The organism is Micromonospora sp. NPDC048999, from assembly GCF_040649295.1.
GTDB lineage: Bacteria > Actinomycetota > Actinomycetes > Mycobacteriales > Micromonosporaceae > Micromonospora.
The window spans coordinates 18117-27900 of record NZ_JBEZFI010000060.1 but is presented as its reverse complement, the minus strand read 5'-3'; the positions used below and the strand labels follow the sequence as shown (position 1 = coordinate 27900).

Here is a 9784-nt window from a genome sequence, read left to right as displayed (position 1 = left end):
ATTCCAGCGACACCCGTACCCCCCACACCCGACAGACCCGACAATCATGTCAACGCACCGAAAGACGGCTAACGAGGATTTCCCAACGGAGTCCTGAACGGCCGGGATTCCTCGCTAGATCCCGTTGATCCACGTCATCCGACCCCGCTTGAAGGGGGCCACGAAACGGCCGACTGTCACTGCCGGCAACGCAATTTGCGGGGGATACGCCTGGTACACGGTGATGGTGTCGGCCGAGTAGCGGGCACGGATCTGACGGACAGGAACGGACACGCCCCGATCCTCACCGATCGGGACTCGACCGCTCCACCGAGATTCCGGGCCTACGGCCAGCGCCAGACCGACATGAGTATGCGGCGGCATCCGCATCTGCCGCCGTGCGCACGCTGCCAACGACCCTCCGCCGACAGGGCGGTCGACGGGGGCGGCTCACAGCCAAGGCAGGACGGGCGGAGTGGCGGGGGCGGCGAGCCGGGCGAGCCAGCCGGCGATCCCGGCGGCGCCCTGCATGAAGCCGGGTTCCGGCGGCAGGTCCGGCGGGGTCCTGGTGTGCTCGGTGTTGGACCAGGTGACGCCTGCTGGGGTGGGGACGGTGCGGGCGAGGACGTCCGCGGCGAGCATGTTGGCCCAGGTGAGCAGGGCGGGGTCGGTGGTGGCCTGGAAGCGGTCGAGTAGCAGCTGCCCGACACCGGCGGTGCCGCAGCAGCGGGCGAGGTTGTCCCAGTAGCCCGGGTACAGCCGCTGCGGGAGGCGGCTGTCGTGCAGCGCCCGTAGGCACGCGTCGATGGCCTGCCGCCAGCGGGGCTGCGGGTCGACGGTGTCGAGGAGGGCGAAGAGCCGCACGGTGCCGGTGGGTCCGTGGCACCAGCCGAAGTTGACCGGCGGGCGATCCGGGCGGGGCGGAATGAGTAGCGGCAGCGCCCAGCCGTCGGGGTGGCGGCCCAGGGCCAAGAGGCCGTCGGCGGCGCGGACGGCGGTGTCGAGAAGGTCATCGCGGTGCAGGGCGTTGCCGGCGGCGGCGAGGGCGTAGGCGACGCCGGCGGTGCCGTGGGAGAAGCCGGGCATGAGGCGCTCATACCCGGCCTGCATCCGCCAGTGGAGCCCGTCCGGCCGGTCCTCGGCGAGCCCCACCAATCCGTCGGCGAGGGCGTGGGCAGCCTGCACCACAACACTGTCGGCGACATCGTCGCAGGCGTCGAGGAGGGCCAGCAAGATGCCCGCGTCGCCGGAGATGACGTCGGAGTACCGGGCCGGGTCCACGGGTCGATGCAGGAGCCGTTCGGCGATCTGCGCCGTCACCAACGCGGCGGAGTCGAGGGCGGCCCGATCGCCGGAGACCGTAGCCCAGGCGCGCAACGCGACCGCGACCCCGGCCCTGCCGCCGAACAACCCGTCGTCCGGCATTGTTGCGGCGTCCGGCTCGTGCCGGGCAAGGTGCACCAGCCGGTCTCGGGCACCGACCGCGATCCGGTCGAGAGCCGACCCCGACCCGGTGGCAACGCCACCACCTGTCGTCGCTTCGGCGGGACCATCGGCTGTGGACAGGCCGGCGGCCGTGGCCTCGGCGCAGCCGAGCAGCACCCCGGCGGTCCCGGCATACAGGTCGTCGAAGCGTTCGCCCGCCTCCAGCCAGCCCAGACCACCGTCGGCGGGCACCGCCACCGACTCGATCCAACTGAACGCCCGCCGAACCACATCCACCGTCACTGCGCCGATCCTGCCACCCGCCGCCGGGCGGCGTCGTCTCGTGCGCCTGGCTGCCGCGCTCAGGACGAGACGCACCTTCTAAACCGTCCTAGGACATCAGCCTCGCTGAGCCATCTACCGGAGCCCTCGCCTGATGTCGATCTTCGACGTGCTGAGCGAGCTGCTCGACGTGACAGCCCTGCGCGAGCGGGCCGCCGATCAGTACGTCGGCGATCAGGTCGTTCATGCGGGCGGCGGACGGGCCGTACAGGTAGAGTTGCGCGCCCCTCCCCCGTTGGCCGGCTGGAGCAGGCATGACTGGGCGGAAGTGGAGGACTTCCTTCAGGGTTGTCTCGCCGCGCTTCAGGTTTGCGCCTGCGCGGCTGCCGGGGGCTCGCTTGTCGATCGGCTGGTGATGCCGATCGCGGCGAGCGCGCAGCAGGCGGCGACGGCGGCGAGGAGGAGTTGGTAGTCGCCGTTGGTGTGCAGGAGGACTGCGGCGGCCAGGGGCCCGGTGGCTCTGGCGATGGTGACGGGGGCGGCGAGGCGTCCAGCGATGGTGGCGTAGGCGGTGGTGCCGTAGCGCTCGGCGAGCAGGGCTGGCGTGGCCAGGCTGGTGATGCCGAAGCCGAGTCCGAAGCCGACGACGGTGATGACGGCGCCGGTGCGGGTTCCGGCTAGCAGCGGCATGGCGAGGACGGCGGCAGCCTGGGTGGCGAAGACGGCGGCGACGACTGTGGTGACGGGCAGCCGACGTCGGGCGCCTGCGAGGACGAGCCTTCCAGTGACCGACAGGACGCCGAGCAGGCCGGCGGCGGTGGCGGCGAACGTGGCGGCGTGACCGCGGCTGGTCAGGTAGCCGACGAGGTGAACCGTCATGGTGCTGGTGGCCGCCCCGTGAGCGATGAACGTCGCCGCGAGGATCCAGAAGCGTGCATCCCGCATCGCTGCTTTGACGATCGCGCGCCGCCGTCCGTCTGGCCGTGTTGGGACGTCGCTTGCCGTCGTCGTATGCGGAGGCTGGCGGACGGTGAGCGCGTGCAGGGGCACGGTGACCACACCATGGATGACGGCGAGGACGAGCAGCGCGCCGCGCCAGCCGAGATGTCCAGCCAGGAGGCTGGCCAGCGGCATGAAGATCGTGCTGGCGAACCCGGCCACGATCGTGATCGCCAGCAGGGCCTTGGCGCGCCGGTCCGGGGTGAACCAGGAGACGATGACGGCGAACGCCGGTTCGTAGAGCACCATCGCGCTGGTGATCCCGATGCCGATCATGACGGCGTAGAGCTGCCCGATGGTCTGGACCTGGGACCAGGCCATGAGGAGTGCGGTGGCGGTGAGCGAGCCGACGGTCATGAGGGCGCGTCCGCCATGCCGGTCGAGCCACCTGCCGACCGGGATGGCCATGAGGGCGCCGGCGAGGACGCTGGCGGTCAGCGCGCCGGTGATGGCGGTGGTGGAGGCGTCGAGGCTGGCCGCCATAGGGCCGAGGAGGACGGCGTAGGCGTAGTAGAGGGTGCCGTAGCCGACGGTTGAGGTGATGGCGAGGGTGGCGACGATGCGCCACCCGTGGCGCCCGCCGACCGTGGGGTCGGTGGGCGCCGTCGTGGTGGTGGTCATCAGCTGCCGCAGCAGCCGCCGGTCTGGCCACTGCTCGGGCTGTCGAGGCTGATCAGGCTCAACGGTGCGGCCAGCAGTCCGCCGGAGATGCCGGTGGCGAGCCCCTTGCCCGCCGGCTGGGCTGCCGGGGCGGGGTCGCAGCAGCTGTCGGTGCCCGTCGAGTCGACGGGGTTGCTGTTGCAGACGCCGGTTTCGGGCAGGTCGAGCTGGACGTCGCGGGCCGCCTGCCAGTCGCCGGCGAGGGCGGCGACGACGGAGCGGACCTGCTCGTAGCCGGTGGCCATGAGGAAGGTGGGCGCCCGGCCGTAGCTCTTCATGCCGACGGCGTAGTAGCCGGCCTCCGGGTGGGCGAGTTCGTCGACGCCGTGCGGGGGGACGGTGCCGCAGGAGTGCTCGTTCGGGTCGATGAGTGGGGCGAGGGCGCGGGTGGCGCCCATGACCGGGTCGAGGTCCAGGCGTAGTTCGGCGGCGATGGTGTGGTCGGGCCGGAATCCGGTGGCGGCGACGATCCGGTCCACGGTGATGGACTCGTCGGTGCCGTCGGCGTGGCGGACGACGACGGCGACCCGCCCGCTGGCCGGGGTGATCGTGTGGACGGAGAAGCCGGTGAGCAGTCGGATGCGGCCGGCGTCGACGTGCTCGCGAAGGCGGGAGCCGAGAGCCCCGCGCGCGGGGAGCGCGTCGGCGTCTCCGCCGCCGTAGGTACGCGCGGGGGACGCCGACCGGATCGCCCAGGCCACCTCCGTGCCCGGCACCTCGGCGGCGAGGTCTGCAAGGGAAAGGAGGGTGTTGGCGGCGGAGTGGCCAGCGCCGACGACCAGGGTGTGCCGGCCGGCGAACCGGTCCCGGTCGGCGCCGAGCACGTCTGGCAGCGCGTGTTCCAGGTACGCGGCGGCGTCGGTCTCGCCTCGAGCGGGGAGGCCGGAGGCGCCGAGGACGTTGGGGGTGCCCCAGGTGCCGGAGGCGTCGATGACGGCGCGGGCCAGAACCTCGTCGCCGGTGGTGAGGCGGATCAGGAACGGGGCCTGCTCGCGGCCGGCGGTACGGAGCCGGTCGAGGCCAAGGCGGCTGATCGCCTCGACCCGGGCGCCGTAGCGCAGGTGTGGCTTGAGTTGCGGCAGCTCTGCGAGGGGCTGCAGATAGTCGGCGACGAGGTCTGCGCCGGTGGGCAGGGCCTCAAGGTCGGGGGCAACCCAGCCGGCGTCGTCGAGCAGCCGCCGGGCCGCGGGGTCGATGGTGTACCGCCAGGGCGTGAAGACCGGCACGTGGCCCCACTGCTGCACTGCGGCGCCGGCGGTGTCGCCGGCTTCGAGGACGGTGAAGGGCAGGCCGCGCTCGTGCAGGTGGGCGGCGGCGGCGAGGCCGACCGGTCCGGCGCCGATGACGGCGACGGGCAGTTGGTCGAGGGCAGTCATTAGAAACTCCTTGTGTTGAGATTTATCGAATCAGCAGCGTGTGACGGACCGCCGGTTCAGGGCGGCGGCTGCGGGGGTCAGGTGATGGTGGGGCTGCGGCGTTCGAGGAGGATGACGTCGCGCCAACGGCCGTGGTGTCGGCCGACGCGTTCGCGGGCGCCGATCATGCGGAACCCGACGCGTTGGTGCAGGGCGAGGCTGGCGGTGTTCTCGGGAAAGACGCCGGACTGGATGGTCCAGATGCCGGCCGCCTCGGTCGACGCGATCAGTGCGTCCAGCAGCAGTCGACCGGCGCCGCGGCCCTGGGCGGCGGGGTCGATGTAGACGGAGTGTTCGACCACGCCGGCGTAGACCGCGCGGGCCGACGTCGGTGACACGGCGACCCAGCCGACGAGAGCCCCGTCTGTGTCGACGGCTACGAACCGGTGGTCGGCCAGCTTGCCGGCGTCGAACGCTGCCCATGTCGGGGCGACGGTTTCGAAGCTGGCATTGCCCCCGTCGAGACCGGCCTGGTAGATCGCCAGGACACGGCCGGCGTCGTCCGGATTCATGGGGCGGACGGTGATGTCGGCCATCAGCACGCTCCCTTCGGGATCGGGGCGGGGCGGCCCATGACCACATCGGCGGCCGACGGGAAGCAACCGACACAGGCATCGTTGATGCGGTAGTGGCGGGCGGTGCCGACCGGCTCGACGAGCACGAACCGCACCTCGGTGAGGATCTTCAGGTGCTGCGAGACGGTGGACTGGGCGAGCCCGACTGCGGCGACCAGTTCGCCGACGCTCATCGGCCGGTTGTGCCGGGCGAGGTATTCAACGATCTGCACCCGGGTCGGGTCCGCGAGGGCCCGGAACCACGAGGCATAGGTCTGTGCGGTGTCCCGGTCGAGGAGGTCGTCGCCCACCACTCGCTCCTTCTATCGTTTATCGCCGATTGACGATGAAAGTGTAGCAGGTGTCGTCGCGGCGAGGTGGACGGTGGCGACGACGAGGCCCGCGATCGCGGCCAGGGTGGCCGAATCGACCTTGTCGGGGGTGTCGGCGGGGCTGTGGTAGCCGCCCATCCCAGCACCGATGCCGACCGCCGCGAGGCCCACGCCGCCGTAGCGGCGATTGTCCGAGGCCACCGGGCCGGCCGCCAACGGGACACCGGTGTGACGGCCCGCCTGGTCGAGCAGAGCAAGGAGACGGTGGGCGGGACCGCCGGCCTCGACCGCCGCCGCCCCGTCGAGGCGGCCGGCACCGTCGACGTTGACGACCAGCGGCGCGGCACCCTGCGCGCGGAGCTGGTTGGCGTGGTGGGCGGAGCCGAGCGCGCCGACCTCCTCCCCGTCGAGCAGCGCGACGGACAGCCCCACACCACCGGGGAGCCCGGTGGTGAGGATGCGGGCGGCTTCGAGGACCGCAGCGACGCCGGTCGCGTTGTCCGACGCGCCGGGCAGGCGCAGCCCCGGGTGGTCGCCGACACCGTCGTAGTGCGCGGTCAACAGCAGGTCGGCGCCACCAGGGACCGGCTCGCGGAGCTTGGCATGGATGTTGGTGCCGGTGACGTCGTCGCGGCGCAGCGGCGTCGCCCCGTCCAGCCAGCCATCGCCCGCGGCGGCTGCGGCGAGGACGGCGTGGTGGGTGTCGGGGTCGAGAGTCAGCACCGGCAGCGGTCCGGGATCGGGCCCGGCAAGCATGGTGAACTGCCAGCCCTCGGCGTCGACCGGACGGCGAACCAGCAACCCAGCCGCGTCGCGCGTGTCGCGGTAGGCGTCGAACAGACTCATCTCGGCCGGCACGACCAGCCACCGCCCCGCCGGGTCATCGCTGCCCGCGACGCCGAGGGCGCCGCGGCGGGTATCGACAGCGTCGGCGGAGGCGGGGTGGATCGCGACCTGCCGCCCGAACACCAGCGCGGCGGAGCCGTTCCGGTCGCCCCAGGTGACCGTCGGCGCCTCGTACACCTGCGGCACGGCACGGATCGGGAACGCCTCGGTGTAGACGTCGGCGCCGAGGTCGGTGAGCTGGTTGACGAGCCAGGCGCGGGCCGCCCCGCCACCAGGCGAGCCGACGCGTCGCCCTGCCATGGGGTCGCCGGCGAGGGTGGCGATGGTGGCCGTCATCCGGTCGGCGTTCACCTGGCCGAGCAGGGCTGCGAGGTCGGTGGCGGTGGTCATGAGCAGCAGCCCTGACCGGTGGCGATGGCGTCGGCGTTGGCCTGGGTGCCGCAGCAGGAGTCGGCGGCCTGCCGGGCGCCGCAGCACGGGTCGCCGCTGGCGGTCTCGCCGACGCCGGCCGGCGGGAGGATTCCGCCGACCGCCTGTGCAGGGCTGCCGCAGCAGGCGCCGGAGCCGGTGACCTGCAGGGCAGCGGTGGGCTCACCGGTGAAGCCGCCAGTGGTGGGAGTGATCTGGCTCATGTCGGGTCCTTCCTCAGCGGGGACTGATCAACGGGTAGGCGGTGGCGCGGACGCGGTCGAGGCGGCGCTCGGCGCGAAGCGCGGGGGTGGACACCTGGGCGCAGGAGTCGCAGAACCGGACGCCGGTCAGCGACGTCCGGGGGCGGCGGATCGAGCCGAGCACGATGGTCCCCTTCCTCGGGACGCCCTGTCTCGACGTCCGTCGAATCAGACACTTGCACGCTGATTAGATAGATGTCAACCTAGAGGAATGTCGAAGCAACAGACGTCGCCGCCCGTCGTCGATCTGAACGGCGACGTGCCGTGCTGCCCGCCGCTGACGCAGCGCCGGGTGCCGGCCGAGACGGCCGCGGTGCTCGCGCCCGCGTTCAAGGCCCTCGGCGATCCGGTTCGGTTGCAGTTGATGTCGATGATCGCCTCCGCCGAGGACGGGGAGGTATGCGTCTGCGACCTGACCCCCGCGTTCGACCTGACCGGGCCGACGATCTCGCACCACCTCAAGACGCTGCGCGAAGCTGGCCTGGTGGACGCCGAGCGGCGCGGCACCTGGGTCTACTACCGGGCCCGCCCGCAGATCCTGCGCCAGCTCGCCGCCCTGCTGTCGATCGAGCCGACACCCGCCTACCGGCCCTGACCCCGCCGCTCCCCACCGGCACGCTCCGGCGCCGCCCGCTCACACTGCTTGCCAAGACGCATCCCGGCCCACTCGTTTGTTGACGAACGGCACATGACTCAGCGATAGTTGAGTCAATGAACGTTGAGCTTGATTCCCTGACGGAGCGTGCACGGATCCACGCCGCTCTCGGTGACCCGGCGCGCCTGGCGATCGTTGACGCGCTCACCCTGGGCGACGCCTCCCCCGGGGAGATCGCCCATACCCTCGACATGCCGACGAACCTGGTCGCCCACCACGTCAAGGTCCTCACCGACGCCGGCCTGGTCACCAAGGGCCGCTCCGAGGGAGACCGCCGCCGCACCTACCTACGGCTGCGCCCGGAAGCCCTCGCCGTCCTCGCCACTCCCCAGCTGACCGACGTCGGCCGGGTGGTGTTCGTGTGCACCCACAACTCGGCCCGCTCTCAGCTGGCCGCCGCCCTGTGGAGACGGCGGACCAACACCGATGCCGCCTCCGCCGGCACGAAACCGGCAGCGCGGGTCCATCCCCGCGCGGTGGCCGTGGCGCACCGCCACCACCTCGACCTCGACCCGGCCGGCACCGCCCACATCACCGACGTCGTCCACGGGGATGACCTGGTGATCGCCGTGTGCGACAACGCCCACGAGGAGCTGGCCGGCCCGGTCCGCCCCCGCCTGCACTGGTCCGTCCCGGACCCGGTCCGCGTGGACACCGACGAGGCGTTCGAGGCCGCCTACTCCGACCTCGCCGACCGGGTCGACCGGCTCGCCCCCGCCGTCCTGCCCGGAGGTCCCCGTTGACCGACACGACCGCCTACTCCCGGCAGGAGATCACCCTCGACCAGCAGGTCGCCCTACACACCGCCGCGACCCGGCTGGCCGAGGAGTTCGACGGCGCCTACGGCACCGAGACCATCGAGAAGTTCCTGCACACCAGCTACGACCAGTTCGCCACCGCCGCCCCGCCGGCCTCGACCTGGGCGACGTGCGCCCGATCCGGGATGAGCTCGAGCGCCGAGTCCGACGACTCCTCGACGACCTGAACGTCACACCACCTGGTAACCGTCACCCCGGCTCGCCGGGGTTCCTCAGATCATGGAAGAGAAACACCTGATGACCATCGCACTTCGGCGGCGCCTGCTGGCCGAGTTCGTCGGCACCGCCCTGCTGGTCACCGCCGTGGTCGGCTCCGGCATCATGGCCACCACCCTCTCCCCCGACGACGTCGGCCTCCAGTTGCTGGAGAACTCCACCGCCACCGCCTTCGCCCTCGCCGCGCTGATCCTCATCTTCGGACCGATCTCCGGCGCCCACTTCAACCCGGTCGTGTCCGCCGCTGACTGGTTCCTCGGCCGCCGCGCCGGCACCGGCCTCACCGCCCGCGACCTCGGCGGCTACGTCGCGGCCCAGGTGCTGGGCGCGATCGCCGGCTCGGTGCTGGCGAACCTGATGTTCGACCTCGCCGCCGTCGGCTTCTCCGGCAAGGACCGCGCCGCAGGTCACCTGTGGCTGGGCGAGGTCGTCGCCACCACCGGCCTGATCCTGCTGATCTTCGCCCTCGCCCGCTCCGGCCGCGCCCCCGTCGCGCCCGCCGCCGTCGGTGCCTACATCGGCGCGGCCTACTGGTTCACCTCGTCCACGTCGTTCGCCAACCCGGCGGTCACCATCGGCCGGGCATTCACCGACACCTTTGCCGGCATCGCCCCCGCCTCCGTGCCCGGTTTCGTGCTTGCGCAGGTGGTCGGCCTCGCCGTCGGCGTCGGCCTGCTCGCCGCCCTCTACCCCGACGCCGGCGCCGCCGCCGACCAGGTCGTCGTCCCCACCGACGAGGACGCCGCCATCAGCCGCCGCTCGTGACACCGCACCCGGACGACACCGGCACAGCTGGGCCTTCACCCGGCTTCGTCAACCGGCGATACGGTCCCGGCCGCTACCAGCTGGTCGACCGCAACAGCACCCCCGGCCACGTCCCGTCCGACAGCGTCGACGACGCACCGGTCAACCGACCCACGACTCGTACTGCA

General features: G+C 72.1%; 12 protein-coding genes and 1 pseudogene. 4 read left to right on the top strand and 9 right to left on the bottom strand.

Going from position 1 to position 9784, the window contains the following annotated elements; all coding sequences use genetic code 11:
• Nucleotides 1-126: 126 nt before the first annotated feature.
• From AB0C02_RS31500 to AB0C02_RS31460, 9 genes and pseudogenes are all read right to left on the bottom strand, one after another.
• Nucleotides 127-273, bottom strand: a pseudogene (locus AB0C02_RS31500) (DUF4291 family protein); the annotation flags it as partial.
• A 156-nt stretch (nucleotides 274-429) separates the two neighbouring features.
• The gene (locus tag AB0C02_RS31495; protein ID WP_357552774.1) at nucleotides 430-1707 is read right to left on the bottom strand and encodes a lanthionine synthetase LanC family protein; all 1278 of its coding nucleotides are present in this window, start codon (nucleotides 1705-1707) and stop codon (nucleotides 430-432) included.
• Between the two features lie 342 nt (nucleotides 1708-2049).
• Nucleotides 2050-3306 carry an MFS transporter gene (locus AB0C02_RS31490; RefSeq protein WP_357552773.1) on the bottom strand — a complete coding sequence of 419 codons (1257 nt, stop codon included), beginning with the start codon at nucleotides 3304-3306 and terminating at the stop codon, nucleotides 2050-2052.
• On the bottom strand, nucleotides 3306-4721 hold the full coding sequence (locus tag AB0C02_RS31485) for an FAD-dependent oxidoreductase (protein ID WP_357552772.1): 1416 nt from the start codon (nucleotides 4719-4721) through the stop codon (nucleotides 3306-3308). Before AB0C02_RS31485 ends, AB0C02_RS31490 begins: the two co-directional genes overlap by 1 nt.
• A gap of 77 nt (nucleotides 4722-4798) precedes the next feature.
• A complete protein-coding gene (locus AB0C02_RS31480; protein WP_357552771.1) occupies nucleotides 4799-5296 on the bottom strand; it encodes an N-acetyltransferase family protein in 498 nt (165 codons plus the stop codon).
• The gene (locus tag AB0C02_RS31475; protein ID WP_357552770.1) at nucleotides 5296-5625 is read right to left on the bottom strand and encodes a metalloregulator ArsR/SmtB family transcription factor; all 330 of its coding nucleotides are present in this window, start codon (nucleotides 5623-5625) and stop codon (nucleotides 5296-5298) included. The genes AB0C02_RS31480 and AB0C02_RS31475 overlap by 1 nt, the downstream gene beginning before the upstream one ends.
• A 12-nt stretch (nucleotides 5626-5637) precedes the next feature.
• Nucleotides 5638-6882: a M28 family peptidase gene (locus tag AB0C02_RS31470; RefSeq protein ID WP_357552769.1), complete on the bottom strand. Its 1245-nt coding sequence runs from the start codon at nucleotides 6880-6882 to the stop codon at nucleotides 5638-5640.
• The gene (locus tag AB0C02_RS31465; protein ID WP_357552768.1) at nucleotides 6879-7124 is read right to left on the bottom strand and encodes a hypothetical protein; all 246 of its coding nucleotides are present in this window, start codon (nucleotides 7122-7124) and stop codon (nucleotides 6879-6881) included. Before AB0C02_RS31465 ends, AB0C02_RS31470 begins: the two co-directional genes overlap by 4 nt.
• A gap of 13 nt (nucleotides 7125-7137) precedes the next feature.
• Nucleotides 7138-7287, bottom strand: coding sequence for a hypothetical protein (locus AB0C02_RS31460; protein ID WP_357552767.1), 150 nt, complete (start codon nucleotides 7285-7287; stop codon nucleotides 7138-7140).
• A gap of 87 nt (nucleotides 7288-7374) precedes the next feature.
• Here AB0C02_RS31460 and AB0C02_RS31455 point away from each other — a divergent pair, with 87 nt between their 5' ends.
• From AB0C02_RS31455 to AB0C02_RS31440, 4 genes are all read left to right on the top strand, one after another.
• Entirely contained in the window at nucleotides 7375-7758 is a 384-nt protein-coding gene (locus AB0C02_RS31455; RefSeq protein ID WP_357552766.1) for a metalloregulator ArsR/SmtB family transcription factor, read from the top strand.
• Between the two features lie 116 nt (nucleotides 7759-7874).
• Nucleotides 7875-8561, top strand: coding sequence for a helix-turn-helix domain-containing protein (locus AB0C02_RS31450; protein WP_357552765.1), 687 nt, complete (start codon nucleotides 7875-7877; stop codon nucleotides 8559-8561).
• Nucleotides 8558-8803 carry a three-helix bundle dimerization domain-containing protein gene (locus tag AB0C02_RS31445; protein WP_357552764.1) on the top strand — a complete coding sequence of 82 codons (246 nt, stop codon included), beginning with the start codon at nucleotides 8558-8560 and terminating at the stop codon, nucleotides 8801-8803. The genes AB0C02_RS31450 and AB0C02_RS31445 overlap by 4 nt, the downstream gene beginning before the upstream one ends.
• Before the next feature lie 70 nt (nucleotides 8804-8873).
• A complete protein-coding gene (locus AB0C02_RS31440; protein ID WP_357552763.1) occupies nucleotides 8874-9617 on the top strand; it encodes an aquaporin in 744 nt (247 codons plus the stop codon).
• Nucleotides 9618-9784 lie beyond the last annotated feature (167 nt).

What these genes read in the sequence shown, in the direction of transcription:
- AB0C02_RS31490 (WP_357552773.1), bottom strand. Translation starts at nt 3,306, where the DNA reads ATGACCACCACCACGACGGCGCCCACCGACCCCACGGTCGGCGGGCGC.
- AB0C02_RS31485 (WP_357552772.1), bottom strand. Translation starts at nt 4,721, where the DNA reads ATGACTGCCCTCGACCAACTGCCCGTCGCCGTCATCGGCGCCGGACCG.
- AB0C02_RS31480 (WP_357552771.1), bottom strand. Translation starts at nt 5,296, where the DNA reads ATGGCCGACATCACCGTCCGCCCCATGAATCCGGACGACGCCGGCCGT.
- AB0C02_RS31470 (WP_357552769.1), bottom strand. Translation starts at nt 6,882, where the DNA reads ATGACCACCGCCACCGACCTCGCAGCCCTGCTCGGCCAGGTGAACGCC.
- AB0C02_RS31465 (WP_357552768.1), bottom strand. Translation starts at nt 7,124, where the DNA reads ATGAGCCAGATCACTCCCACCACTGGCGGCTTCACCGGTGAGCCCACC.
- AB0C02_RS31455 (WP_357552766.1), top strand. Translation starts at nt 7,375, where the DNA reads ATGTCGAAGCAACAGACGTCGCCGCCCGTCGTCGATCTGAACGGCGAC.
- AB0C02_RS31450 (WP_357552765.1), top strand. Translation starts at nt 7,875, where the DNA reads ATGAACGTTGAGCTTGATTCCCTGACGGAGCGTGCACGGATCCACGCC.
- AB0C02_RS31440 (WP_357552763.1), top strand. Translation starts at nt 8,874, where the DNA reads ATGACCATCGCACTTCGGCGGCGCCTGCTGGCCGAGTTCGTCGGCACC.